This is a genomic window from Maribacter dokdonensis DSW-8 (genome assembly GCF_001447995.1).
Lineage (GTDB): Bacteria > Bacteroidota > Bacteroidia > Flavobacteriales > Flavobacteriaceae > Maribacter > Maribacter dokdonensis.
Window position 1 is genome coordinate 41957 of the sequence record NZ_LDPE01000009.1, and the last position, 24117, is coordinate 66073.

General features: G+C 36.3%; 25 protein-coding genes. 12 read left to right on the forward strand and 13 right to left on the reverse strand.

Annotation, left to right across the window (positions count from 1 at the left end; translation table 11 throughout):
- Window positions 1–1494 carry a TrkH family potassium uptake protein gene (locus tag I600_RS18460; RefSeq protein WP_058106050.1) on the forward strand — a complete coding sequence of 498 codons (1494 nt, stop codon included), beginning with the start codon at window positions 1–3 and terminating at the stop codon, window positions 1492–1494.
- 68 nt (window positions 1495–1562) lie between these two features.
- Here the strand turns inward: I600_RS18460 and I600_RS18465 are convergent, their stop codons facing one another.
- Together I600_RS18465 and I600_RS18470 are read right to left on the reverse strand one after the other, a co-directional pair.
- Window positions 1563–2753, reverse strand: coding sequence for a pyridoxal phosphate-dependent aminotransferase (locus I600_RS18465; protein WP_058106051.1), 1191 nt, complete (start codon window positions 2751–2753; stop codon window positions 1563–1565).
- Window positions 2754–2768: 15 nt separating this feature from the next.
- Window positions 2769–3869: a fatty acid desaturase family protein gene (locus tag I600_RS18470; protein ID WP_058106052.1), complete on the reverse strand. Its 1101-nt coding sequence runs from the start codon at window positions 3867–3869 to the stop codon at window positions 2769–2771.
- Between the two features lie 120 nt (window positions 3870–3989).
- Between I600_RS18470 and rsmG the strand changes: the two genes are divergently transcribed.
- Entirely contained in the window at window positions 3990–4625 is a 636-nt protein-coding gene (gene rsmG / locus I600_RS18475; RefSeq protein WP_058106053.1) for a 16S rRNA (guanine(527)-N(7))-methyltransferase RsmG, read from the forward strand.
- A 299-nt stretch (window positions 4626–4924) separates the two neighbouring features.
- Here rsmG and I600_RS18480 read toward each other — a convergent pair whose 3' ends face one another.
- The 5 genes from I600_RS18480 to I600_RS18500 form a co-directional block, all read right to left on the reverse strand.
- Window positions 4925–5434 (reverse strand): DinB family protein, encoded by a 510-nt coding sequence (locus tag I600_RS18480; RefSeq protein WP_058106054.1) that lies wholly within the window; start codon window positions 5432–5434, stop codon window positions 4925–4927.
- A gap of 114 nt (window positions 5435–5548) precedes the next feature.
- Window positions 5549–7177, reverse strand: coding sequence for an L-glutamate gamma-semialdehyde dehydrogenase (gene pruA, locus I600_RS18485; protein ID WP_058106055.1), 1629 nt, complete (start codon window positions 7175–7177; stop codon window positions 5549–5551).
- Window positions 7178–7258: 81 nt separating this feature from the next.
- Entirely contained in the window at window positions 7259–7645 is a 387-nt protein-coding gene (gene apaG / locus I600_RS18490) for a Co2+/Mg2+ efflux protein ApaG (RefSeq protein ID WP_058106077.1), read from the reverse strand.
- Between the two features lie 5 nt (window positions 7646–7650).
- On the reverse strand, window positions 7651–8775 hold the full coding sequence (locus tag I600_RS18495) for a DUF3667 domain-containing protein (protein ID WP_058106056.1): 1125 nt from the start codon (window positions 8773–8775) through the stop codon (window positions 7651–7653).
- A 26-nt stretch (window positions 8776–8801) separates the two neighbouring features.
- On the reverse strand, window positions 8802–10043 hold the full coding sequence (locus I600_RS18500) for a type IX secretion system plug protein (RefSeq protein WP_058106057.1): 1242 nt from the start codon (window positions 10041–10043) through the stop codon (window positions 8802–8804).
- 153 nt (window positions 10044–10196) lie between these two features.
- On the opposite strand from I600_RS18500, the gene I600_RS18505 reads away from it, so the two are divergent.
- The 8 genes from I600_RS18505 to I600_RS18540 all read left to right on the forward strand — a co-directional run bounded on the left by I600_RS18505 (window position 10197) and on the right by I600_RS18540 (window position 17778).
- Complete coding sequence (locus I600_RS18505) at window positions 10197–11546, forward strand: Na(+)-translocating NADH-quinone reductase subunit A (protein ID WP_058106058.1); 1350 nt, start codon at window positions 10197–10199, stop codon at window positions 11544–11546.
- Window positions 11547–11549: 3 nt separating this feature from the next.
- Entirely contained in the window at window positions 11550–12833 is a 1284-nt protein-coding gene (locus tag I600_RS18510; RefSeq protein WP_058106059.1) for an NADH:ubiquinone reductase (Na(+)-transporting) subunit B, read from the forward strand.
- 2 nt (window positions 12834–12835) lie between these two features.
- Window positions 12836–13588 (forward strand): Na(+)-translocating NADH-quinone reductase subunit C, encoded by a 753-nt coding sequence (locus I600_RS18515; RefSeq protein WP_058106060.1) that lies wholly within the window; start codon window positions 12836–12838, stop codon window positions 13586–13588.
- A gap of 1 nt (window position 13589) precedes the next feature.
- A complete protein-coding gene (locus tag I600_RS18520) occupies window positions 13590–14237 on the forward strand; it encodes an NADH:ubiquinone reductase (Na(+)-transporting) subunit D (RefSeq protein WP_036156129.1) in 648 nt (215 codons plus the stop codon).
- 20 nt (window positions 14238–14257) lie between these two features.
- Entirely contained in the window at window positions 14258–15022 is a 765-nt protein-coding gene (gene nqrE / locus I600_RS18525; protein ID WP_058106061.1) for an NADH:ubiquinone reductase (Na(+)-transporting) subunit E, read from the forward strand.
- Between the two features lie 2 nt (window positions 15023–15024).
- Complete coding sequence (gene nqrF, locus I600_RS18530) at window positions 15025–16332, forward strand: NADH:ubiquinone reductase (Na(+)-transporting) subunit F (RefSeq protein ID WP_058106062.1); 1308 nt, start codon at window positions 15025–15027, stop codon at window positions 16330–16332.
- Between the two features lie 73 nt (window positions 16333–16405).
- The gene (locus tag I600_RS18535) at window positions 16406–16768 is read left to right on the forward strand and encodes a hypothetical protein (RefSeq protein ID WP_058106063.1); all 363 of its coding nucleotides are present in this window, start codon (window positions 16406–16408) and stop codon (window positions 16766–16768) included.
- Window positions 16765–17778 carry an FAD:protein FMN transferase gene (locus I600_RS18540; protein WP_058106064.1) on the forward strand — a complete coding sequence of 338 codons (1014 nt, stop codon included), beginning with the start codon at window positions 16765–16767 and terminating at the stop codon, window positions 17776–17778. The genes I600_RS18535 and I600_RS18540 overlap by 4 nt, the downstream gene beginning before the upstream one ends.
- Here I600_RS18540 and I600_RS18545 read toward each other — a convergent pair whose 3' ends face one another.
- Genes I600_RS18545 through gpmI form a run of 3 tightly spaced genes read right to left on the reverse strand, consistent with a single transcriptional unit; the run spans window position 17779 to window position 20921 of the window.
- Window positions 17779–18543 carry a class I SAM-dependent methyltransferase gene (locus tag I600_RS18545; RefSeq protein ID WP_058106065.1) on the reverse strand — a complete coding sequence of 255 codons (765 nt, stop codon included), beginning with the start codon at window positions 18541–18543 and terminating at the stop codon, window positions 17779–17781.
- A gap of 9 nt (window positions 18544–18552) precedes the next feature.
- The gene (gene map, locus I600_RS18550; protein ID WP_058106066.1) at window positions 18553–19377 is read right to left on the reverse strand and encodes a type I methionyl aminopeptidase; all 825 of its coding nucleotides are present in this window, start codon (window positions 19375–19377) and stop codon (window positions 18553–18555) included.
- Window positions 19378–19403: 26 nt separating this feature from the next.
- Entirely contained in the window at window positions 19404–20921 is a 1518-nt protein-coding gene (gene gpmI / locus I600_RS18555; protein WP_058106067.1) for a 2,3-bisphosphoglycerate-independent phosphoglycerate mutase, read from the reverse strand.
- 224 nt (window positions 20922–21145) lie between these two features.
- Here gpmI and I600_RS18560 point away from each other — a divergent pair, with 224 nt between their 5' ends.
- Entirely contained in the window at window positions 21146–21538 is a 393-nt protein-coding gene (locus I600_RS18560; RefSeq protein WP_058106068.1) for an ankyrin repeat domain-containing protein, read from the forward strand.
- A 171-nt stretch (window positions 21539–21709) separates the two neighbouring features.
- The gene (locus I600_RS18565; protein ID WP_058106069.1) at window positions 21710–22096 is read left to right on the forward strand and encodes an ankyrin repeat domain-containing protein; all 387 of its coding nucleotides are present in this window, start codon (window positions 21710–21712) and stop codon (window positions 22094–22096) included.
- Window positions 22097–22204: 108 nt separating this feature from the next.
- Here the strand turns inward: I600_RS18565 and I600_RS19435 are convergent, their stop codons facing one another.
- From I600_RS19435 to I600_RS18575, 3 genes are all read right to left on the reverse strand, one after another.
- Window positions 22205–22372, reverse strand: coding sequence for a DUF6747 family protein (locus I600_RS19435; RefSeq protein WP_172822512.1), 168 nt, complete (start codon window positions 22370–22372; stop codon window positions 22205–22207).
- 136 nt (window positions 22373–22508) lie between these two features.
- Window positions 22509–23279: a M48 family metalloprotease gene (locus tag I600_RS18570; protein WP_058106070.1), complete on the reverse strand. Its 771-nt coding sequence runs from the start codon at window positions 23277–23279 to the stop codon at window positions 22509–22511.
- Window positions 23280–23318: 39 nt separating this feature from the next.
- Window positions 23319–24053 (reverse strand): M15 family metallopeptidase, encoded by a 735-nt coding sequence (locus tag I600_RS18575; protein WP_058106071.1) that lies wholly within the window; start codon window positions 24051–24053, stop codon window positions 23319–23321.
- Between the last annotated feature and the right edge of the window lie 64 nt (window positions 24054–24117).

A 24117-nucleotide genomic window follows, 5' to 3' on the forward strand; every position in this document is an offset into this window, starting at 1 on the left:
ATGCGACTTAATTTAAGAATTATATTTCATATCATGGGGCTTCTGTTACTTTGTAATGGGGGGTTTATGCTTTTGGCTGCAGTTGTTAGTGGTCTTTATAAAGATGGGGCTACCTTGAGTATTGCACTTGCTTCTATCTGTACTATGTTCGTTGGTGTTTTTATGATGTACTATACCAGGGGGCATAAAAAAGAGGTAAAACAAAAAGAAGGATACATCATTGTAACATTTGGGTGGATCGTAATGTCCATTTCCGGGATGTTGCCATATCTGTTTTCTGGAGCGTTACCCACGATAACCAATGCTTTTTTTGAAACTATTTCAGGTTATACCACAACCGGGGCATCAATCATGGATGATATTGAAGCCATGCCCGAAGGAATTCTTTTTTGGCGTAGTTTAACCCATTGGATCGGTGGTATGGGAATCATTGTTTTGGCAATTGCCATTCTGCCTTTGTTGGGTATTGGTGGTATGCAGTTATTCTCTGCAGAGGCACCAGGACCTACTGGGGATAAGTTGCACCCTAGAATTACTGATACGGCAAAACGACTTTGGCTTATTTATTTTGGATACACTGTGGCAGAGACCATATTATTGCAGTTAGCTGGTATGTCCTTTTTTGATGCTATCAATCATGCAATGGCGACGTTATCTACAGGTGGATTTTCAACTAAAAATGCAAGTGTAGCTTATTGGAACGATCAGCCTTTAATTCAATATATCATCATATTCTTTATGTTTTTAGCGGGTAGTAATTTCGTATTAAGCTACTTCGCCTTTAAGGGTAAAGTACAAAAAGTAATAAAGGATGAGGAGTTTAGGTATTACGCAGGCTTTGTCATCGTGTTTACAATAATCGTTGCTTTGGTAGTATATTTCAAAGCAAATATTACAGAGCTTACTCCCGGTTATCCTATGGTGTTAGGAAAGGCGGAAAGTGCTTTAAGACATTCACTGTTTCAGATCATCTCTGTGATAACCACTACTGGTTTTGTTAGTGCTGATTTTACGCAATGGACACCCTTTTTAACCGTGTTTTTCTTTGGACTATTCTTTTTGGGTGGCTCTGCGGGTTCTACTGCCGGTGGTATAAAGGTTATGAGGCATTTATTGATAATTAAAAACGGAGTATTGGAATTTAAGCGTACGTTGCATACGAATGCCATAATTCCTGTACGATACAATGATAAAACGGTAAAGGAAAAAATTGTCTATAATATTATTGGTTTCTTTGTGCTGTACATGTTACTGTTTATTATTGGTGCTTTGGTGTTAGGTTTCTTGGGGTTGGATTTTGAATCTGCCATCGGAGGGGCGGCATCTTCTTTAGGTAATGTAGGTCCTGCTTTGGGGAGTCTAAATCCGGTCAGTAATTTTAACAGCTTGCCCGATCTTGCAAAATGGTGGTGCGGATTTTTAATGCTTGCCGGTAGGTTGGAGTTATTTACCGTACTGATTTTATTGACTCCTTATTTTTGGAAAAGCACTTAAGGTAAAGAATAGTAGAAATAAAAAAGTCCCTTTTCTAAAGGGACTTTTTTATGAATATATGCTGAGGTTTACTTTAGCGCTTCTTTAATTCTTGATATTGCTTCTTTAATTTCTTTTACTGACGCCGCATAAGAAATACGAATACAGTTTCCATTACCAAAAGCATCTCCCGTAACGGTAGCTACATTTGCTTCTTCTAATATGTACATAGAAAAATCAGATGCATTATTAATTTGCTTGCCTCTCAAGGTTTTTCCAAAGTAAGCGGTAACATCTGGGTACACATAAAATGCACCCTCTGGCTCATTACATTTAAAACCTTCAATTTCATTCAATAGGCTTAAAATAAGTTTACGTCTTTCTTTAAACTCATCAACCATATACTTTATTCGTTCTGGTGATTCTTCTAAAGCTGTAATAACTGCGCGTTGTGCTATACAGTTTGCACCACTGGTTACTTGACCTTGTAATTTGTTGGTAGCACGTGCAATATATGCAGGAGCACCAATATATCCAATTCTCCATCCGGTCATTGCAAATGCTTTGGCAACACCGTTTACCGTAACGGTACGGTCATACATATCTTCAAATTCGGCCATGGAGGCGTGTGCCGTAACACCATAGTTAATGTGCTCATAGATTTCATCGCTGACCACTATAATTTGAGGATGTTTTTGAAGTACGTCCGCTAGTGCACGTAATTCTTCTTTACTATAGATAGACCCACTTGGGTTACAAGGAGAACTATACCATAACATTCTGGTTTTTGGTGTAATAGCGGCTTCCAGCTGCTCAGCTGTCATTTTAAAATCATTCTCCAAAGTGGTTGGCACTTCTACCGGTACACCATCTGCTAATTTTACGATATCGCTGTAACTTACCCAGTAAGGACAAGGTAAAATTACTTCGTCACCTGCGTTCAATATAACTTGGGCAACATTGTATAAGGATTGTTTAGCTCCTGTTGAAACAACTATTTGAGCAGGCTCATAATTTAAATTGTTATCTCTTTTAAATTTGGTTATGATAGCTTTTTTAAGTTCTACATATCCATCAACTGGAGTATAGGAATTATAATCTTCGTTCACTGCTTTAATTGCAGCTTCTTTAATGTAATCTGGAGTATTGAAATCTGGCTCGCCTAAGCTAAGACCAATAATATCTTTACCTTCAGCCCTTAGTTCACGGGCTTTAGCAGCCATTTCTAAAGTAGCTGACGGTGTAACACTGTTGATTCTGTCCGAAAGTTGATTGCTCATGGGTACTCTTAATTTCTAGTATTGTAAAGTAGGCTCTTTGCCCAACTCTTTTAAATGTTTAAAGTGCGAAATTATAGCTTTTCTGGTAGTTTTATACTCGTGATAAGGTAAATTAAATTCCTGTGCCGTCTGTTTCACAATTTTTGAAATTTTTGTGTAATGTACATGGCTTATGTTAGGGAATATATGGTGTTCAACTTGATGGTTCAATCCGCCGGTAAACCAATTTACTATTCTGTTTTTGGTTCCGAAATTTACAGTGGTAAACAGTTGGTGAATGGCCCAAGTGTTTTTCATGGTGCCAGATTCATCGGGTAAAGGGGTATCCGCATCATCAACGATATGAGCTAGTTGAAAAACAACGCTGAGAATTACACCTGCAACGTAGTGCATTAAAAAGAATCCTATTAATATTTTCCACCAAGCAATATCTAATATAAGCATAGGTAGTACGATCCAAATGGTAATGTACAATATTTTGGTAATGATAAGTGTACTCCAATTCATGGTAGCACTAGGTAGTTTTCCATAAGATAATTTACGCTTCATATAGCGGTACATCTGTTGGAAATCCGTGGTTATCGCCCAGTTGAAAGTCAAAAGACCATAAAGAAATACAGAATAAAAATGTTGAAACTTGTGGTGTTTCTTCCATTCGGCATGTTTGGAAAAACGTAAAATTCTACCAGCCTCCATGTCCTCATCATGTTCATGAATGTTCGTATACGTATGGTGAAGTACATTATGTTGTACTTGCCAATTATATACATTTCCAGCTAAGATGTAAATACTGCTTCCCATTAATTTATTCACCCATTTTTTGTTAGAATAAGCTCCATGGTTACCGTCATGCATTACGTTCATGCCAACACCGGCCATGCCTATACCCATAACTATGGTCAAAAGTACATTGGCCCAGTTAGGTAGACCTAAGGTCAAAATCAAAAAATAGGGAGCAAGAAACAAAGCGAACATGATTACTGTTTTTAGGTGTAATCGCCAATTACCTGTCTTTTTAAGTTTATTTGTTTTAAAATATTCGTTAACTCTGCTGTTCAAAGTTTTGAAGAACTTGGCAGAATCAGTTCTAGGGAAACGAATGGTATTTTGTTCCATAATTCGGTAATCTTTTACTTAATATAATGTAATTGAATCTATAATAGTTTGATAGCTTAATTAAAAGCCAAATCTTTGCACGAGTGAATATACTAATTAAATCTATTTACAAATATACGGATGACTGCTGAAATCATATTTGAAAATTTTCCCAATTTATCTGAAGATCAGAAAAGAAGGTTTGAGAAACTAGAGGAACTATATAAAGACTGGAACCAAAAAATTAATGTGGTATCCAGAAAAGATATAGATGAACTTTATTTAAGACATGTTTTGCATTCTTTGGGAATTGCAAAATTTATTCAGTTTAAAGAAGGTTCATCTGTTTTAGATGTGGGTACAGGTGGTGGTTTTCCCGGTATACCATTAGCTATCTTTTTTCCAGAAGTTGAGTTTACTTTGGTAGATTCAATAGGAAAAAAGATAAAGGTAGTAAATGAGGTAGTTGAAGGATTACAGCTAACCAACGTAAAGACCATTAATGCAAGGGTAGAGGAAATACCTGACCGATTTGATTTTATCGTAAGTAGAGCAGTAGCGGCTATGCCTACTTTTGTTCACTGGGTAAAGGGTAAAATCAAAAAAGAATCAAAACACGATATTAGAAACGGAATTCTCTATTTAAAGGGCGGGGATCTGCAAGATGAATTAAAGGAGTATAGAAATGCAGAAATCTTTGAGTTGACCAATTACTTCAAAGAAGATTTTTTTGAAACTAAGAAAATGGTCTATCTGCCTTTAAAGTATAAAGGGTAGTTAAAAGTGTTACAACAAAAAAGAGCTATAATATGCCTTTTTGTATTTACGTGCAAATTCCTTTAAGTTGTTCCAAATATGTATTTGAATACATGTGATATGTAATTTTAAATTGTCAATAATCATAAGCAATTGATTTTAAATGAGGTACAAAGTTCGGTAAATCACATTGAGTTTACAATTAATTAACGTTAAATTTACATTGATATTGTGTTAGTGAGGTGTTAATTTAGTTGAATAAATAAAAAAAGGTCCATCAAATTCATTTGATGGACCTTTTTTATGCTTTGTGAAATTATTTATTTACTCCATGGTGGTACCACGCCATTAGTTCTTGCATAAGCTATTAATTGCCCTTTGTGCTCGCCATTGTGTTCCATAATTGCCAATAGGCCGCCAAGTTTGTTTGACTTCATAAATCCGAAATCAACTTCTTCGTCTAAAGTGCCATCTTCTACTTTCGTAATGTTTTTAAGTACAAATTCATTAGATTTTTTTAGGGCGGCTATAATATTTTCTTTTCCTGTAATTTTACTTAATCCCATGATGTCTATATCCTCTGGCGGGGCAAAGCCTAGTTTTGAGGCAAGGAAATAATTGGCACCTGCTACGTGCAAAAGCGCTTCTCCTACAGAACTTATACCTTCTGCCGGTCTCCAATCATATTTTTCTTCAGGGAAAGCTTCGGCAAGTTGAACAACCTGTAATTGATTGCCGGTTAAAACTGCTTGAATGCTGCTTTGTGTTAGTCCGTCTTGGGCAAAAGAGATGCAGCTAGTTAGAAGTAAGGTGAATAGTAACTTTTTCATAATAAGTGTGTTAAGGTTGATGTTAAGAATGTATAATCTATGTAATTTACTTTAAAGGTAAGGTAAATACAAAAAAAAAGGCTGAAATTAATTTCAGCCTTTTTAGTTGTTTTTTTATCCTAAAAAAGGATATCTGTAATCTACAGGAGTAACGAAGGTTTCTTTAATTAATCGAGGTGAGACCCAACGTAATAAGTTTTGAGCTGATCCGGCTTTATCATTTGTTCCAGAAGCTCTGGCTCCTCCAAACGGTTGTTGTCCTACAACGGCACCAGTTGGCTTGTCATTGATGTAGAAATTACCTGCACAATTTTGTAATGCTTTGGTAGCTTCATCAATAGCGTATCTATCTTGAGAAAGAACAGCACCTGTTAATGCATATTCAGAAGTTTGATCGATTAATTGAAGGGTTTCGCTCCAATCTTTGTCATCATAAACATAAACGGTTACTACAGGACCAAATAACTCGGTTTCCATGGTGGTGTATTTTGGATCTGTCGTTAAGATTACCGTTGGCTCTATGAAATAGCCTTTAGATTTATCAAAACCACCACCTGCGTAAATTTCCGCATTTTCATCTTCCTTGGCTTGGTTGATGTATTTCACCAATTTATCAAAAGAACCTTCGTGTATTACCGCAGTAATAAAGTTGCTCATATCTTCTGGTGACCCAGGTTTGTTAAATGATTCTATATCTGCCTTTACGTATTCTAAAATCTCTTTTGAAGTGGATTTTGGTAAGTACACTCTTGACGCTGCGCTACATTTTTGACCTTGAAATTCAAATGCACCTCTGGAGATAGCGGTTGCTACTTGTTTGGTGTTGGCTGTTGGGTGTGCCAGAATAAAATCTTTACCACCAGTTTCTCCAACTATTTTAGGGTATGTTTTATAGGTGTGGATATTGTTACCTATTTGTTTCCATAGTTCTTTGAAAACATGCGTAGAACCTGTAAAGTGTAACCCTGCAAAATCTGGGCTGGACAAAACAGTGTCGGTTATCATAACTGGGTCACCGTAAACTACATTGATCACTCCGTCAGGTAATCCAGCTTCTTTAAATATGTCTACAATAACTTTTGCCGAGAAAATTTGGCTGTCACTTGGTTTCCAAACAACCACATTACCCATCATAGCTGCACTAGCCGGTAGGTTACCCGCAATAGCAGTAAAATTAAATGGGGTAATGGCGTATATGAAACCTTCTAATGGTCTGTATTCTACTCTGTTCCAAATACCTTCGGCAGAATCTGGCTGCTCTTCATAAATTTGAGACATGTACTCAACATTGAAACGCAAAAAGTCAATTAATTCACACGCCGCATCAATTTCTGCTTGATGAATGTTCTTTGATTGTGCGATCATTGTAGCCGCATTAATTTTTGCGCGGTACGGTCCTGCAATGAGTTCAGCAGCTTTCAAGAATATGGCAGCTCTTTGTTCCCAAGTTAGGTTGGCCCAAGCGTTCCTTGATTCAAGACAGTTATCTATAGCATCCTGTATGTTCTTTTTATCTGCAGTATGGTAAGTGCCAACTATATGTTTATGGTCGTGCGGAGGGGACATCGGTTTGGTGTTACCTGTACGTACTTCTTCTGAGCCAATGTACATAGGTACATCAACTTGACCGTTAAAATATGTTTTGTATTGTTCTAAAACCGCTTCTCTTTCTGGTGATTCAGGAGCGTAGCTTTTAATAGGTTCATTAATAGCTGTAGGAACTTGAAAAAATCCTTTACCCATTGTCAAATTTTTTAAATTAAAAAGTTGACCAAAGGTACTAAAAGGGGATAGGACTAAAAACTAATAAAAGATTAAAAGGGTTTAATTGAGAGCAAAAGGAGCACTAAATTTAAAAGTAGGTATGTAAACCCTAAATTTTTGGGCGTTGCTCATAATTACCATATTGTAATGGCCTTTCATGGCGCCAATAGGTGAGGTCAGTAAACATCCAGAATTGTAAGTATGCGATTCTCCTGGTTGAATAACAGGTTTTTTGCCGATAACACCTTCGCCGTCCAAAGTTTCCATATCATTTAAGGAATCATATATTTTCCAATGACGAGAAGTTAACTGTACGGCATCTTTACTTTGGTTTTCAATAGTAATGGTGTACCCAAAAGCATAATGCATTTTGTAGTTTTTAAAGAACGTGCCTTCAAAAGTTGTTTGTACCGATATCTTTATGCCTTTAGTAACTTGTGTTATCATCATATTTAATATGTAAATACGCTTTGTGCTATTAATATGGTTATAGCTATTATGCCTAAGATAAAAAATATCGTGTTTAGGAAAAAATACTTTATAACCGTTTTAACTCTTCCTTGCTGATAGAAATTGCGCATTGCTTTGTAAAGGTAGAAAGCGAAAATTAAAATAAATAATCCTTCACTACTAAAATTGAACACTGCATTGAGCAAATTGCTAACAATGAGCAAGATAAATAATAATGACTGATTGTGAAAGCTAAAGATTAAATGATCGGTATAAGTGTATTTTTTTCTGATATAGACCAACCAAATGAAGAAAGAGAAGAACGGAAGAAAGAAAAATGTTGTAAATGGAAGTTTGGAAAATAAGGTATTTAAAAATGTTCCTGGCCGTTTTTCTATTTCCACCAAACTATTGGCAAGGTTAAAGGCCATTTTGTTTTCCCTAGTGCTGGGTATATCAAACTTTTCTGTACTCTCATCAAAATAGTAAATGGTGTCATGTTTGATCGTTGTATTGAAAAAATCAATTTTTTTAAAAAATCTATCCGTTAAACCGTTGGTGTCTATTTGATTAAAATAAAATTTCGGATTTGCTAGAACCATAGAGTCTTTTTGGTCTATGGTGTTTTTTAAGTACTTGTTTAGTTTTAATGAATCTATTTGTGCCAGTGCAATTTTTCTCTCCGCTTCATTTTCGAATTCCAAATTGTTGAATTCCGTATTTAAATCTATAAAGGGGCGTTTGTTGGCAGAACCGAATTTATTGAAGGATTCAAATTCACTATTAATGCTTAATATTAAAAAGTAGATGATAGACAGGCTTAGTAAAAACCTAAAAGGGTTTGTGTAAGACAATCGCCTTCCTGAAATATATTCTTTAGTGATTTTGCCAGGTCTTAATAAAAGGGCTGCCAAGGTTCGCCATAACTTAGAGTCGTACGATACGTAATTGGCTAGAAATTCTTCGAAGAAATCTAATATGGTTAGCTTTTTAGTGCTGTTGGCCTGCGAACAATTTGGGCAATACTTGTCACTTAACTCTAAAGGGTGTCCGCAATTTAGGCAGTCAACACCTCTGTATTTTAATTCGTATCTGCCTTTTGGTTGGGTGGTTGGTTTGTTTTCCATAAATGATGAAAAACGTAAATATACAGTTAGTTCGTGATATTTCTAGAATTGGCAGAGCCTATACCTATAATACTATCGTACATATCTCCGAAATTTCTATAATATACCAATACCAAATAGGTGTTCTCGGTAAAATGAAAATTACCGCCAACTTCGTTTAGTTTTGTTTTATTGTCACTCTTTATAGCGTACTTGTAGTTGTAAAAACCTTGTTTCATCTTTAAAGTGGCCTCTAGCATTCCGTTCTTTTCATTGTAGACCATTTTATTTTCTTCTGTTAGGGCGTAGTTATTGAATTTCCCAAAAACATAAACGTCGTCTAAGGCAATGAATTCTGTATAGGGTAGACTAAAATGGACGTTTGTGTATTCAGCTTCTCTAGAGGCATTATCACCTTGTAATGTTCTAACAACAAAATCTCCATTGATATCCGGAAAGTAAGTGTAAGGTTTGTCATTTCTAAAATCGTCGGAGAAAAGATAGTGGTTGTACAAATCGGTAAGGTCAATACTTGAGATCTGGGAACTTGGAGCTCTAAGGTCGCTAGTATCAAAAAGTAAAAATTCATTGCCGCCATAAAAAGCTGTTTCTTGATCGTATTTGTATACTAGCTCGCTTCCTAAGGTGTATTGTGGGGCTATGTTGGTGATCATAGTGGGCCAATAGTGATTCTGTAATATGGCTACTTTCACTTCTTTTTTGGGGTTGATCAATCTGGTAGATCCAGAATTTATACTGAATTGAACTACTTGTTTTTCGTTGATAAAGTTGAAGTCCCGTGATCGTTTTATTTCGGTACCAACGGTTACCACATCTTTATAGACGACAAACCTTCTTGAAAACTGTATTTCGTTATAACTGTTATATACTTCTAAAAGATAGTTGCCGCTAACCTTTAAGCGTACATTGTCATTGGGTATGGTTAATTGGTAGTTGGAGTATGATTGTAAGGTACTATAGCTATTCTCGTAATCTGTGATGCGCTGATTGTCAACTCCGTCTAAGAATTGAGACTTAAGAAGGGAAGAGGGTGTCCAATCGTAATCGCAGTGTACTATTTTGTAATAATAATCTTGTTCGTTTGCAAGGATGTCATCAAATTCCAAATAGAGTGGTTCTCCAATTTTAATAACAGGAAATTGATCTTCAGTGGGACCTTTGAAAACTATTGATTTAATATTTTCGGGCGGATTTACCTCTACTTGAACTTGGGCGATCAAATTCTGTAAAAATAAAAGACAAATAAAGTGTTGGAAGAAAATGCGCATTGTACCCCGTTTTTTTTGAGTAAAGGTAAACAAAAAGGATGCCTAAAAAATATAGCTCGTTCTATTGTCTAATTTATGGGACAATAATTATGAAAACGAACTTTTTGTACTTAAATTTGCTCAAATTTTGATAACCTAAAGGTCTACACGCACATGTCAAAAGACATTCGAATTAAGAAAGGGCTCAACATTAATCTGGTGGGCGCCGCAGAACAGACTACTTCAAAAGCTGTTTTAAGTAATGTTTACGCAATACAGTTAAGTGATTTTCACGGAATTATTCCTAAGATGATGGTAAAACAAGGTGCCGAAGTAAAAGCGGGCGAGCCTTTGTTCTATAACAAAAACATAGAGAGTATGGTTTTTGTTTCGCCGGTAAGTGGTGAGCTCATCGAAATTGAAAGAGGGGATAGAAGACGTATTTTGACCTTAAAGATATTGGCAGATAAAACACAAGAGGTACTTTCAGGTGCTGCTATAGATGTTGAAAATACATCTAAAGAAGAGCTGAAAGCAACGTTGTTGAAAAGTGGCTGCTGGCCATTTATCAAACAAAGACCTTATGATGTAATCGCAAATCCGGATACTACGCCTAAGGCTATTTTTATTTCCGGTTATTCAAGTGCTCCGTTACAGGCAGATTTGAATTATGTGTTACAGGGTAAGGAGAAAGAATTGCAAACTGCCATAACTGCACTTGGTAAGTTAACGCCAGGTAAAGTTCATGTTTCGGTAGGTTCAAGTGCTTCACCACTATCATCTATGAAGGGTGTTGAATTGCATAATGTATCTGGTCCCCATCCTGCAGGGTTGGTGGGTACTCAGATCAATAAAGTTGATCCTATCAATAAAGGAGAGTTGGTTTGGACCGTATCTCCACAAGATCTTATTATTATAGGTGAATACTTGCTTACGGGAATATACAATCCGGAGCGTGTTGTAGCCCTTGTTGGGTCTTCTGTGAAAGCACCAAAATATTATTCAACAAAGATAGGCTCTGAAATCTCTACATTTCTTTATGCAAGTGGTGTAAATGAAGAAAACTTTAGGGTAATCAATGGAGATGTGCTTACAGGTTCTAAAAGTAAACCAGATGGCTTTTTGGGATACTATAATAATACGGTATCGGTTATTCCGGAAGGGGATGATTATGAGTTTTTTGGATGGAACAAGCCGGTTTTTGATAAAGTTTCAGCAACTAGGGCTTTGACGTTCTCTTGGATGCAGCCTAACAAGAAATATGATTTAAATACCAATACCAACGGGGAACATAGGGCTTTCGTGGTAACGGGGCAATATGAAAAAGTATTTCCAATGGATATTTTTCCAATGCAGCTTTTAAAAGCATGTATGGTGAAAGATTTGGATGAAATGGAGCAATTAGGTTTGTACGAAGTGGCTCCTGAAGATTTTTCGTTAACTGAGTTTATATGTATTTCTAAACAACCGCACCAGAAAATTATTCGTGAGGGGTTAGATTTATTGCAAAAAGAAATAGGATAAGAAATGAGTTTAAAAAGCAAATTACACGAACTTAAACTGAAGTATCAGGGTAAGAAAATGGCTCCTGCCTTTAATGCCATTCATACTTTTTTGTTTTCGCCAGATGAGACTACCCATGCAGGTGGTACACATGTTAAGGCGGTAGATGATTTAAAGCGTACCATGAACACGGTAATTATGGCGCTGGTACCGGTGTTGATATTTTCAATGTTCAATGCGGGTTATCAATATTATTCTGCTATCAATGGTTTTCCTGAGGAATTTTCGTTGATGAACGATTTCCTTACTTGGGATAATTTTTGGATCGGTATTATTAAGGTTTTGCCATTAGTTGTGGTTTCTTATGCTGTAGGTCTAATAGTGGAATTCATTTTTGCTGTTATCAAAGGTCATGAGGTAGAAGAAGGTTATTTGGTTACCGGTATGTTGGTGCCATTAATTGTTCCTGTAGATACACCGCTTTGGATGTTGGCGGTAGCCGTAGTTTTCGGTGTTGTGATCGGTAAAGAGGTTTTTGGTGGAACAGGAATGAATATTCTTAATCCTGCCTTAACAATTAGAGCATTTTTATTCTTCGCTTATCCAACTTGGATGAGTGGTGATAAAGTTTGGGTTTACGGCGCTAGAGAGCGTTCAGAAGAGATTCTGGCAGGTGCTACAAATGTAGATGCTTACTCTGGGGAGACCATATTAGGATTTTTAGCGCAAAACAAAGGTGCGGAGATGTCCTATTCTGTTTCGGATATGTTCTTCGGATTTATTCCAGGTTCTGTTGGTGAAACATCTGCTTTCCTGATTTTGCTAGGAGGTTTGTTTTTGATATTCACAAAAATCGCTAGCTGGAGAATAATGCTAAGTGCTGTAATCGGTTCATTGGTTATGGGCTTAATATTCAATCAAGTTGTTGAATTTGGTTGGGTTGCGGAATCTAGTAAGTTCTACGGTTTAATGAGTTTTGATTTCTGGAAACATTTAATTGTGGGTGGTCTTGCCTTTGGTATTGTTTACATGGCAACTGATCCTGTAACTGGTTCTCAGACAAATAAGGGTAAATGGTACTATGGGTTCTTTATCGGGTTTATTTCTGTAATGATCCGTGTATTCAACCCAGCATACCCAGAAGGTGTGTTCTTAGCTATCCTATTAATGAACGTATTTGCACCTACAATTGATCATTATGTGGTTAGGGGCAATATCAAGAATAGAATGAAAAGATTAAAAGATGCTACTATCTATCCAAAAGATTCAGATGGTAAGGCAGAAGAACTTAAAGCTGAAACAGTTTAATTATGGCTAATAAAACAGATAGTAACGTTTATACAGTAGTTTTTGCTGCTGTTATGGTTGTGGTAGTTGGTTCAATACTTGCATTCTTGGCATCGGCATTGCGACCAAATATCAAAGAGAATGAGCGTTTTGAAAAACAACAGAACATTCTGTATGCAATGGGTGTTAACGAAAATGGTGATGATGCCGGTAGCGTTAACTTTATTCCAACAGATGTGGTTGAAGACGAGTTTGCTAATTATATCAAGGAGCAATTGGTAATTCAAGGTGATAAAATCACTGAGGACAATGAAGCTTATTTAATTGATTTAAAAAAGCAATTGGCGAACATTAAAAAGGGAGAACCTTATAAGTTGCCAGTTTTTATCGGTGAGAAAGACGGGAAGAAATTCTACATCATTCCTATGTACGGTAAAGGGCTTTGGGATGCCATTTGGGGCTTTATCGCTTTAGATGATACTATGACGGTTCAGGGTGTTTATTTTGATCATAAAGGTGAAACGCCAGGTTTAGGTGCCAACATTAAAATGCGTTATTTCATGGACGATTTTAAAGGTGAGACCATACTTAATGGAACTCAATACGCTGGTATATCCGTAGCAAAGGGTAATAATGATCCATTGAATAAAACAAAAGATGATAATGAAGTAGATGCCTTGGCGGGCGCTACTATTACCGGTAACGGTGTTTCTGCTATGATCAGCGAAACTGTTAAATTATATAAACCTTATTTAGAAACAATTAGAGCAAAGTAATATGGCACTACTATCAAAAAAAGATACAAATCTTATTACAGATCCGTTAGCGGATAACAACCCTATTACCATTCAGGTGTTAGGTATCTGTTCAGCATTGGCAATTACGGCGGAACTAAAAGCATCTTTGGTGATGGCAATTTCTGTAATGTTCGTATTGGGTGCGGGTAATGTTGTAATCTCCTTGATGAGAAACATTATACCTTCAAAAATTAGAATTATTGTTCAACTTATTGTAGTTGCTACTTTGGTAATTATAGTGGATCAAGTGCTAAAGGCATTTGCATACGAGTTAAGTAAAACCTTAGCGGTTTTCGTAGGGCTTATTATTACCAATTGTATTATTATGGGACGTTTTGAGGCATTTGCATTGGCAAACGGTCCTTGGCGTTCATTTTTAGATGGTATTGGTAACTCTTTAGGTTACGGTGTTATTCTAATCATCGTAGGGTTCTTTAGAGAACTTTTAGGTTCGGGAACGTTGTTCGGTATTCCGGTTTTAGGTGATCCAATTGAAAAAACAGGATTGTACGCTACAGGTTATGAGAATAATGGTTTTATGATTATACCACCGGCAGCGTTAATAGTTGTTGGTATTATCATTTGGGTACAACGTTCAAGAAACCCTGCGCTTGTAGAAGAAAATTAAACGACATTTAAGTAGAAATTATGTTAGAACATGTAGAATTATTTTTTAAGTCCATCTTTATAGATAACATGGTATTTGCCGTGTTCTTGGGGATGTGTTCTTATTTGGCGGTATCAAAAAAAGTTGCTACTGCTGTTGGTTTAGGTGCTGCTGTAATATTCGTATTGGCGGTTACCGTACCAATGAACTGGTTATTGGATAAGTATTTACTACAGGATGGTGCCTTGGTTTGGTTGGGACCTGAGTATGCGGATTACAATCTTAGCTTTTTATCGTTTATCTTATTTATCGCAACCATTGCAACAATGGTGCAATTGGTGGAGATTGTAGTTGAGAAATTCTCACCTTCCTTATATAACTCATTGGGTATATTTTTACCGTTGATTGCTGTAAACTGTGCAATTTTGGGTGGATCGTTATTCATGCAGGCAAGAGAGATAGAAACTTTTGGTTTGGCATTTAATTACGGAGTGAGTTCTGGAATTGGATGGTTCTTGGCTATTTTGGCAATTGCTGCCATTCGTGAGAAAATTAGATATAGTAATGTTCCTGCACCTTTAAGAGGTTTAGGTATTACATTTATCATTACTGGTTTAATGGGAATTGGTTTTCAAAGTTTCGGTGGTATGTTGACCGGTGGCGGTGATGATGCTGAAGAGGCAACGGAACAAGTAAATCAAGTAACTCAGCCAGAAGTGGTTGCACCAATTGAAGAAGAGGTAGTAGTAGATAAGAACGAAGAAATTGACGAAAAAGTGATTTCTTATAACGACGTAAACAAATAATTATGATTTTAGCTGCAAGTACTGGCGGAACAATACTAATAACTGTTGTCGCATTTCTAATACTGTTGATGGTGTTAGTGGCATTGCTTCTGTTTACCAAACAAAAACTTTCTCCATCAGGTCCTGTGACCATTACTATAAATGGAGAGAAGAAAATTGAAGTTGCATCAGGTGGGTCATTATTATCTACCTTAGGTAACCAAAAAGTATTTTTACCATCTGCCTGTGGTGGTGGTGGAACATGTATTCAATGTGAATGTCACGTTCTTTCTGGTGGGGGTGAGGCCTTACCTACTGAAACTCCTCACTTTTCTAAGAAAGAATTAAACCATGGTGCACGTTTGGCCTGTCAGGTTAAGGTAAAGCAAGACATGGAAATTACCATCCCAGAAGAGGTGTTCGGTATTAAGAAATGGCCTGCGAAAGTAGTTCGTAATTATAACGTTGCTTCTTTTATTAAGGAATTTGTAGTTGAGATTCCAGAAGATATGGGCTATAAAGCTGGTGGTTATATTCAAATTGAGATTCCTGAGTGTGAGGTTAAGTATGCTGATATAGATATTACTGCTCACCCAGAAGAGCATGAAACTCCAGATAAGTTCCAAGCTGAGTGGGATAAGTTCAACCTTTGGCCTTTGGTGATGAAGAATCCGGAAACGGTTGAGAGAGCTTATTCAATGGCTTCTTTCCCAGCTGAGGGTAGAGAAATTATGTTGAACGTACGTATTGCTACTCCGCCATGGGATCGAGCTAAAAACGGATGGATGGATGTTAATCCTGGTGTTGCGTCATCTTATATCTTTAACTTGAAGCCTGGTGATGATTGTACAATTTCAGGTCCTTACGGTGAATTCTTCATCAATGAATCAGATTCAGAAATGTTGTACGTAGGTGGTGGTGCAGGTATGGCGCCAATGCGTTCTCACTTATATCACTTATTTAAAACTTTAAAGACTGATAGAAAAGTAACTTACTGGTACGGTGGACGATCTAAAAGAGAACTTTTCTACTTGGATCATTTCTATAAGTTGGAAGAAGAGTTTCCAAATTTCAAATTCTACTTGGCATTATCAGAACCATTAGAAGAAGATAATTGGAAAGTAAAAGAGAATATAGATGCACCTGGTGATGGTTTCGTAGGTTTCATACACAATTGTGTAATTGATAACTACCTAAGTCTTCATGAGTCTCCAGAAGATATTGAACTTTATTTCTGTGGACCACCATTAATGAACAAAGCTGTTCAGAAAATGGGTGAAGATTTCGGAATTCCAGATGAACATATACGTTTTGATGACTTTGGAGGATAACATATAAGTTGTTGAAATAGAATAAATTAACCGGTATGTAATGTATCGGTTTTTTTTATAATTTTATTTAGATATGCACGTATTAACAGAACAGGAGCTTCACAATTTGGCAATGAATATTGTTGGGAAGCAGTTAGAGGAAGCAGGGTTTGAGTTTTTAGCGGTCAATAGTGAATTGCGTAAGAATCCGCAATTTGTTTGTACCAAGGATAAGAAGATGCGTTTTATTGTGGTTAAGGCAATTGAATATCCAGGTGATCCCAAGGATTTAGATTTTTTTATGTCCGATTTAAAGAAAATGAAAGAACACGCCCTTAAGTTTGAGGCAACTACATTTTATGCAGGTGTGGGGTTGGTGAATGCAGCTGACCATAATTTACCGGTGTATTTAGATGAGGAGTATATTGTTGATTATGATGGTTTGGTAGAAATATGAAAAAGTACTTTTTAATAATTGGTTTGCTGGCTGTTGGTTTTCAGTCGTGTAAATTCGGCAGTGATAATTTTGTACGTAATGATAATGTTGGTGGAGCCTTAGGTACTTCATATAGTATTATATCCTTTACGGAGAATAAATCTGACTTACAACCAGAAATTGATTCGGTATTTGCGGTCATTAACCAATCGTTATCTACCTATATTCCAGAGTCGGATATATCAAGGGTCAATAATGGTGATAGCACTGTGGTTGTAGATGCTATGTTCAAGGAGGTTTTACAGCTGTCACAAACCATTCATAAGGAAACAAATGGCTTCTTTGATCCTACTGTTGGTACATTGGTGAATGCTTGGGGTTTTGGACCTGAGCAAAAAATAACTATGGATAGTTTAAAAGTGGATAGTCTTTTAAATTATGTTGGTCTTGACAAGGTTTCTTTAAATCAGAATAATCAAATTATAAAGACCGATAGTCGCATCTATTTAGATTTTAATTCAATTGCCAAAGGTTATGCTATAGATAGGTTGGCTGCCATGTTAAATGCTAAGGGAATTCAAAACTACTTAATAGAAGTGGGTGGTGAACTTGTAGCGAAAGGTAAAAACGTGCTTAAGAATAAATCTTGGGTAGTAGGTATTGATGACCCTGAAATGGATATAAGCAGGGCTACCAGAATTTTAATCAATTTAAACGACAAGGCATTGGCTTCGTCAGGAAATTACCGTAAATACAGGGTAGATGGGGCAACTGGTAAAAAATATGTTCATACAGTAAATCCTAAAACCGGTTACACGCAATTATCCAATACACTGGGCGTAACCATTTTAGCGGATAATTGTGCTACGGCAGACGGTTATGCTACCGCTTTCATGGCAATGGACCTAGATGAGGCGTTTAAGGTAATCAGTGAGAATAAAAGTTTAGAGGCTTATATCGTATATATAGATGAGAATGGTGATACTCAGGAATATATGACACAAGGATTTAAATCGTTAGTAGTGGAATAATTATTTCCTTACTAATGGAATGATTTCACCAGGAGCTAGTCGGTATCTATCTATTTCTTCTTGGCTCAAAAGTTTTGTGAAATCTATTTCTTCGACCGTGAAACCAATAGTTCTCAATTTATTGAAATAGTCTCTACCATAAATTCGAACATGGTCATATTGACCAAAAATCTTTGCACGTTCTACTTTGTCCGTTATAGAATCGTCTTCAAAGGTGTTTTCCCTATTTAAGTCTTGTGGTATTTGAAAAATGCCCCAACCGCCTGGTTTTAAAATTCTATATAATTCAGACATCGCTTTGGTGTCATCTGGTATGTGTTCTAATACATGATTGCATAAAATCACATCGAACTTGTTGTCTTCAAAAGGCAAGTTGCATATATCTGCTTTAACGTCCGCTAAGGGAGAATTTAGGTCTGTAGTTACGTAATTAAGGTTCTTTAATTTTCTAAATCTTTTATAGAAAGCTTGTTCTGGTGCAAAATGTAATACGTGTAAACGGGCTGTAAAAAAGTCCGTTTCCTTTTTCAGAAACATCCATAGCAATCTATGTCTTTCCAAAGATAGGGTAGAGGGGGATAGTACATTTTCCCGCGGATTTTCATAGCCATATGGTAGAAAACTTCTAAAGGTGTTGCCATCAATTGGATCTTCATAGGTGTTGCCCCGGTAATAAGCCTTAAAAAATGGTTTCACCAAAAAGCTAAGTGAAATTAATACCGGTCTAGGAACAAGGTTGAGAAAAAATTTAAAAATTTTTTTCATGCTTGTTGACTAGCTTTTTACGATGGAAGAAGTAAATTCATCTTCTTCATCACTTTCAATACCCAAGGCTTCATAAATGTATTTAAAAGTCGATAATAACTCTGGTTTTCCATTTACAATAGCTACATCATGCTCAAAATGGGCGCTAGGTTGACCATCTGCGGTAAGTATCGTCCATCCGTCTTTTAGTTGTTTAATATTCTTAGTACCCATATTGGTCATAGGCTCTATAGCTACCGTCATACCCTCAAGAAATTTTTTACCTCTTCCGCGTCTACCATAATTTGGCATTTCAGGACCTTCGTGCATGGTTCTTCCCAAACCATGACCAACCAATTCACGTACCACCCCGTAGCCATGGTCTTCCGTAAATTTTTGAATAGCATAACCTACATCACCAACTCGGTTACCTACTTTAAATTCACGTATGCCAACGTAGAGTGATTTTTTAGTGACCTCAAGGAGTTTTTTTACCTCTGGGCTAACTTCGCCTACTTCAAATGTGTATGCATGATCACCGTAGAATTCGTTTTTTAAAGCACCGCAATCTATTGAGATGATATCACCTTCTTTCAATGGTGTATTATTTGGAATACCATGTACCACTTGTGCATTAGGGCTCATGCATAACGAGTTTGGAAAATCATATAAACCTAAAAAGCCAGGTACTGCACCATGATCGCGAATAAAAGTTTCTGCCATAGCATCTAACTGAAGAGTCGTAACTCCCGGTTTAACTTCTGCAGCGATCATTCCCAAGGTCTTGGAAACGATCAAGGCGCTTTCTCGCATTAATTCAATCTCTTCAGCTGTTTTTATTTTAATCGTGCTCATGATGTGCTAATGGGTTGGTTATGTAATTATACCAAAGAATTTTGGGTCATAAATTTTGATTGTTCAACGCCCATTAATTTTAATATCGTTGGTGCAATATCACCTAGTACACCATCTTTGATTTGATGAATATCTTTGTCCACCAAAATTAATGGTACAGGGTTGGTGGTATGTGCCGTGTTAGGTGAGCCATCTTCGTTGATCATGGTCTCACAGTTACCGTGGTCAGCAATTACGATTACGGAGAAATCTTTTTCTATAGCTGCGGTAATAACGTCTTTTGCGCATTCGTCAACAGTTTCGCATGCCTTGATCGCGGCATTCATGTCACCGGTATGACCAACCATATCTGGGTTCGCAAAGTTCAAGCAAATAAAATCTACATCTCCTTTTATGATCTCAGGGATGATTTTATCCCTAATCTCAAAAGCACTCATTTCTGGTTGCAGATCGTATGTAGCCACTTTTGGTGACGGACATAATATACGCGATTCTCCTTCAAAAGGAACTTCTCTACCGCCATTGAAAAAGAAAGTAACGTGTGGATACTTTTCGGTTTCGGCAATTCTTATTTGTTTTTTACCTGCATTGGATAAAACCTCACCTAGCGTTTCTACAATATTGTCCTTATTGTAAACAACATGAACATTGTTGTAAGATTCATCATAATTGGTAAGGGTAACATAGTAAAGATCAAGTTTGTGCATATTCTGTTCATGCATATCTACTTGACTTAGCACTTGGGTCAATTCTCTACCACGGTCAGTTCTAAAGTTAAAGAAGATAACCACATCGCCTTCCTTTACAGAAGCAATAGGAGTACCGTCCGTATTGGTCATTACGATAGGTTTAATAAACTCATCAGTAATATCGGCATCATAGCTTTTTTGGATTGTTTTACCGATATCGGTAGATTTTTCACCTTCGGCATTTACAATTACATCGTAAGCTTCTTTAACGCGTTCCCATCTTTTGTCGCGGTCCATGGCGTAATATCTACCAATAACCGTTGCCAATTTTGTGTTTTTATCAGAACCGTATGCTACAATGTCTTCTAGAAAGCCTTTTCCACTTTTTGGGTCAACGTCTCTACCATCGGTAAATGCATGTAAATACATTTTGTTTACACCAGATTCTTTTCCAGCAGCTATTAAACCCTTAATATGGTTTGTATGGCTGTGTACACCACCATCGCTTAACAAGCCTAAAAAATGAACATCTTTGTTGTTTTTCTTCGCGTAGTCAAAAGCACTTTTTAAGACCGGTTCTGAACTTAAGGTGTTTTCGTTGACCGCCTTATTTATTTTGGCAAGATCTTGATAAACTATTCTACCGGCACCTAAGTTCATATGGCCTACTTCGCTATTTCCCATTTGACCTTCTGGCAAACCAACATTCATTCCGTCTGTCAACAAATTGGAATTAGCATATTTGGTATATAAACTATCTATAAAAGGAGTATTGGCTTTATCTACTGCAGATACTTCTGGATCTGGAGATTTGCCCCAGCCATCTAATATCATTAAGATTACTTTTTTGTTCATCTTTATTAGGTTTTAAGGCTACAAAAATACTATGATCTATTAAGTTAAGCTACTACATTACCTACCTTTTTTGTAAAGCTGGAGTAACACAACAAATTTGTAGTCTGTGTTAAGATTTGTTTGTTAAAGTTTAGTTATAACAATGTTAAAGGCTGAAACAATTTATGTAGACAAGCGTCTTTTAAAAGTACGCTATTGTACTTCATCAATTAAAATCAATCATCATGAAAAAAGTAATTCTAACATTATCCATGGTAGCACTTACCATGGGGTCAACAATTTTGGCTGCAGACAAAACTAGCAACGCTACAGATTCTAACACAACACTTGTAAAAAGGGTAAACATCAGTTCATTTTGTAAAGCGGTAATTAAGGGAGATTTAGAAACGGTTAAGCGCTTAATTGACCTTGGTGAAGATGTAAATCAAAAATCTCTAGGTATGACACCGGCCATGTTTGCTGCCCGTTATAATAAGGTGGATGTTTTAGAAATTCTCATTGATAATGGTGCGGATCTAAATCTAAAAAGTAACCAAGGCTATACCGCGAAACGTTATGCGGAATTATCAAATGCAACCGATGCTCTTGAACTTATTGAAATTTCAGCTGGCAGTTAATTATTTCAATTATTGTTGTAATTGAAAAAGCTTAAAGAACAAGAATGTCAATTTGATACGGTGTAAGTGTTAAATATATATTATTTAATTCTTAAATTTAAGAATATCTTAATTGTTTATATGTAAATTTATAATATTGATAATTTTAACACTAAATAAAATATAAATATTATGAAAAAAGTAATTGCATTTTTATTCTGTATAGGGGTGTTCTCGATAGCTAATGCCAATGTAAACGGTATTGAAAATTCTAATACATATACTATTGAATCTATTACCGTAAATGATGAAATTAGTTCATTATGTAAGGCGGTAATTAAGGGCGATGTAGATAAGGTTAGAAGTTTAATAGCAACGGGGGCGGAGCTTAACGAAAAATCTTTAGGACTAACACCGGCGATGTATGCTGCACGTTACAATAAGGCAGAGGTATTAAAAGTTTTATTGTTGAACGGCGCAAATTTAAACATTAAGAGTGATCAAGGCTACACTGCTAAAGACTATGCCAAGCAATCTAATGCTAAAGATGTATTGGAGGTTATAAAGCAAGATTCTTAAAAATTAGATACTTAAATTTGAAAAGGCCCATTGAAATTTCAATGGGCCTTTTTTTAATTAATACAAAATTCTACTCCAAATAGTGTTCAGGTAAAAGAGTAAAACGCGTTAAAAATCAAATCCGTTTACGGCTCTAACAACGAAGGCATACATTGCCATAAATATCATTAGGGCGCAAAACACCGAGTAGACTTTTAAAAATGTAACCAATATTTCTGGTTTACAGTTTTCAAATGCCTGCACGTACAAGTTTTTGAAATGTGTAATTGTTCCCATTATAGTGTTCTTCTATGATTAAATCATAGCTATAAAGGCAATAGATAAATGGTAAAATAAGCTTGGGACTTACCCAAAGTTACAAAAATATTGGTAGCGTATAGCGAGCACTAGATGAAGTGTAAAAAAAATCGGATTAACCTTGATTTTTATACTTTGCTATAGCTTCTTTTATTTTTTCTATTCTATTTTCTGGATCAGGGTGGGTACTTTGAAATTCAGGAGTACGGTTGGGTCCGCCCGCTGCTTTTAAAATTTCCATAACCGTGATCATTTCATAAGGGTCATATCCAGATTGAATCATAAAAAGAACGCCAAGTTCATCACTTTCCAATTCATCGCCCCTCCCATTTTTTAATAAAGTACTTTGACCTATGCTGCCAACAATACTTCCCATGTCTCCAGCACCAACGGTTGCACCCATGGTTGCTGTTTGCCATGTTTGGCTATCAGCTATTCTTTCAGCGGAATGTCTACCTATTACATGACCTATTTCATGACCTAGTACACCGGCCAGTTGAGCTTCGTTCAATTGTGAGAATAAAGCGTAGGTAATAAAACATTGTCCGCCTGGCAATGCAAAAGCATTAATGGTCTGGTCATCTGCCAATAAGTGAAAGTCATATTCATATGGCGTTTCCCTAGCGATACTATTTTGAACTAATTTGTTGCCTACCGATGATACAAAAGACTGTAAACGTTGGTCAGGGTAGAGTCCGCCATGTTGTTGTGCCATTTCTGGGGCACTTTGTAATCCTATGGCAATTTCTTGATCAGGGGTCATTGTAATATGCTGTGATCGGCCTGTATAAGGGTTCTCTTCTATATTGCTGCATTTCTGTATAAAAGCGAAGGCGACAATGGCCAAACCAATGAATATTCTAATTTTCCAACTTCCTCTTCTCATGGTAATGTGTTATAGTACAGGCTCTAATGTACAAAATGCTTATAATAGCTTCCTATTGATATCTAAAATATTATTTTGAATGTAAGACTTTAAAAAGTTCATTGTGAAATGCTCTGCACCATAATAGTCTTCTCTAATTATAATTGAGGCAACATTCTTGCTTCTAAATTGCTCAAGCATAGGTATTGATAATGGAGCATAACTATAGTGCCATGGTTCATACTTAAAACCTCTTCTTTTAGGTTCATTGGTGTAAACTAAATAAAAACCATAAGTTTCAGAGTTTTCATCCATCCATTTTTTAAAATCAACATAAGGTCCGTCACCTTCGTACTTATGTGGTACCAATACATCGCCATCTACTTTTCTGTAACCGTCCACAACATCTATATCAGTACCCCAATGATGTCTACTTGTACCGGGTATAGTAGAATATTCAATGATTTTATCAATAGCATCGGTAGGGTTCATGCCATCATCATCTGTATATTTTAGAAACTTACGCTCAAAAATTGCCTCTTGTCTATCGTAGCTTCTATAGCTTGATACAATTTTTAAATCAATACCATCTTTATATGCGGCCTTTTTCATTTCAATAAAAGCATCGTGTGCTTCTTTGCGTAGATTGATATCCTTACCAAAAAGTTCAATATCTTCTTTACCCATAAGTTCTAGAATACCATATTCCTTTTCTTCTTGAATAAATAATGTGGGTGATAAGGCAAGAGCCAAGGCTGCCGAACTACTTTTATTAATAAACATTCTTCTTTGCATATCTGAATATTGAGGTTAATGGAGCAAAATATTTGCCAAACTTTATCAAAAGAAAAAAACTAGT

Coding starts and splice junctions, on each gene's coding strand:
- I600_RS19435 (WP_172822512.1), bottom strand. CDS start 22,372: ATGGGAACAATTACACATTTCAAAAACTTGTACGTGCAGGCATTTGAA.
- I600_RS18470 (WP_058106052.1), bottom strand. CDS start 3,869: ATGGAACAAAATACCATTCGTTTCCCTAGAACTGATTCTGCCAAGTTC.
- I600_RS18545 (WP_058106065.1), bottom strand. CDS start 18,543: ATGAAAAAAATTTTTAAATTTTTTCTCAACCTTGTTCCTAGACCGGTA.
- I600_RS18510 (WP_058106059.1), top strand. CDS start 11,550: ATGAGTTTAAAAAGCAAATTACACGAACTTAAACTGAAGTATCAGGGT.
- I600_RS18565 (WP_058106069.1), top strand. CDS start 21,710: ATGAAAAAAGTAATTGCATTTTTATTCTGTATAGGGGTGTTCTCGATA.
- rsmG (WP_058106053.1), top strand. CDS start 3,990: ATGACTGCTGAAATCATATTTGAAAATTTTCCCAATTTATCTGAAGAT.
- I600_RS18465 (WP_058106051.1), bottom strand. CDS start 2,753: ATGAGCAATCAACTTTCGGACAGAATCAACAGTGTTACACCGTCAGCT.
- gpmI (WP_058106067.1), bottom strand. CDS start 20,921: ATGAACAAAAAAGTAATCTTAATGATATTAGATGGCTGGGGCAAATCT.
- I600_RS18540 (WP_058106064.1), top strand. CDS start 16,765: ATGAAAAAGTACTTTTTAATAATTGGTTTGCTGGCTGTTGGTTTTCAG.
- map (WP_058106066.1), bottom strand. CDS start 19,377: ATGAGCACGATTAAAATAAAAACAGCTGAAGAGATTGAATTAATGCGA.
- I600_RS18460 (WP_058106050.1), top strand. CDS start 1: ATGCGACTTAATTTAAGAATTATATTTCATATCATGGGGCTTCTGTTA.
- I600_RS18570 (WP_058106070.1), bottom strand. CDS start 23,279: ATGAGAAGAGGAAGTTGGAAAATTAGAATATTCATTGGTTTGGCCATT.
- I600_RS18480 (WP_058106054.1), bottom strand. CDS start 5,434: ATGAAAAAGTTACTATTCACCTTACTTCTAACTAGCTGCATCTCTTTT.
- I600_RS18515 (WP_058106060.1), top strand. CDS start 12,836: ATGGCTAATAAAACAGATAGTAACGTTTATACAGTAGTTTTTGCTGCT.
- I600_RS18520 (WP_036156129.1), top strand. CDS start 13,590: ATGGCACTACTATCAAAAAAAGATACAAATCTTATTACAGATCCGTTA.
- nqrF (WP_058106062.1), top strand. CDS start 15,025: ATGATTTTAGCTGCAAGTACTGGCGGAACAATACTAATAACTGTTGTC.
- I600_RS18560 (WP_058106068.1), top strand. CDS start 21,146: ATGAAAAAAGTAATTCTAACATTATCCATGGTAGCACTTACCATGGGG.
- pruA (WP_058106055.1), bottom strand. CDS start 7,177: ATGGGTAAAGGATTTTTTCAAGTTCCTACAGCTATTAATGAACCTATT.
- I600_RS18505 (WP_058106058.1), top strand. CDS start 10,197: ATGTCAAAAGACATTCGAATTAAGAAAGGGCTCAACATTAATCTGGTG.
- I600_RS18535 (WP_058106063.1), top strand. CDS start 16,406: ATGCACGTATTAACAGAACAGGAGCTTCACAATTTGGCAATGAATATT.
- I600_RS18495 (WP_058106056.1), bottom strand. CDS start 8,775: ATGGAAAACAAACCAACCACCCAACCAAAAGGCAGATACGAATTAAAA.
- nqrE (WP_058106061.1), top strand. CDS start 14,258: ATGTTAGAACATGTAGAATTATTTTTTAAGTCCATCTTTATAGATAAC.
- I600_RS18575 (WP_058106071.1), bottom strand. CDS start 24,053: ATGCAAAGAAGAATGTTTATTAATAAAAGTAGTTCGGCAGCCTTGGCT.
- apaG (WP_058106077.1), bottom strand. CDS start 7,645: ATGATAACACAAGTTACTAAAGGCATAAAGATATCGGTACAAACAACT.
- I600_RS18500 (WP_058106057.1), bottom strand. CDS start 10,043: ATGCGCATTTTCTTCCAACACTTTATTTGTCTTTTATTTTTACAGAAT.